This window comes from Bacillus sp. JJ1503, assembly GCF_036965125.1.
Lineage (GTDB): Bacteria > Bacillota > Bacilli > Bacillales > Cytobacillaceae > Cytobacillus.
The window spans coordinates 3,550-4,622 of sequence record NZ_JBALOZ010000104.1; the positions used below are offsets into that span (position 1 = coordinate 3,550).

The window sequence follows — 1,073 nt, forward strand, 5'->3', positions numbered from 1 at the left end:
CTCTGCACCCCCAAGGCTTTCCGCAAATGAAATGAGGGAAAGACTTTGTAAAAACGGATTCACATAGGATTCGTCCTTAATCCGAAATGAAATCATTCCTCCGCGGCCAGGGTAAAGGACATCCGTTACTGCTTCATGATCAGATAAGTAATGAACTAGTTTTTGAGCATTCTTTTCATGTCGTTCCATCCGAAGTGAAAGAGTTTTCATTCCGCGAATAAGAAGCCATGAATCAAATGGGCTTAATACTCCGCCTGCTGCATTGTGGTACATAGCTAATGATTCGCATAACTCTTTTCCATTTGCAACAATTAATCCGGCTAGAACATCATTATGTCCGCCTAAATACTTCGTTGCACTATGGATCACAATGTCTGCACCAAGCTTAATTGGCTGCTGCAAAACAGGGGTATAAAAAGTGTTATCGACAATTAGCAAAAGCTGATGCTTTTTAGCGAATTCAGCAACTTCTTTAATATCTGTTTGCTCCATTAATGGGTTTGTAGGCGTTTCTATGAAAATTGCCTTTGTCTTTGCTGTGATTTCCTGTTCCAGACTCTCATCTGAAAAGTCCTTAATATATTTACAATTCAATCCCCATTTCTTATATCCTTGTTCGAATAAACGGTATGTACCGCCATATAGATCCTTAGAAACTATTAATTCATCGCCTGATTGGAAAATGGAGAGGACCGTAAGAATCGCAGCCATTCCTGAACTGCACGCATAGCCTTGATCTCCTTCTTCAAGCTCGGCAATTGCCTTTTCCAATATGGATCTTGTTGGATTTCCTGTTCGGATATAATCAAAACCAGTAGACTGTCCAATCCCTTCGTGTCGATAGGCTGTAGAAAAATAAACAGGGGGGTTTACAGTTCCAGTGACTGTTTCACTGCGATTACCAATTTGAGCAAGAATTGTGTCAGTTTTATACATTGTCAGCACTCCTTTTTGTCTTAAAACAATAAAAAAAGCCTTCTTAAGAAGAAGACTTTTCATTGTTTACATAGTCACTCTTCTTATCTTTCAAGTTTTTATAACAAAAAACTTGCAGGAATTAGCACCTTTTCAAT

1 protein-coding gene is annotated in these 1,073 nt (G+C 38.8%); it reads right to left on the reverse strand.

Annotated features, from left to right (window positions below; all coding sequences use genetic code 11):
* A partial coding sequence (locus V7149_RS09460; protein WP_335345385.1) for an aminotransferase class I/II-fold pyridoxal phosphate-dependent enzyme occupies window positions 1-936 on the reverse strand: 936 nt, incomplete at its 3' end.
* Window positions 937-1,073 lie beyond the last annotated feature (137 nt).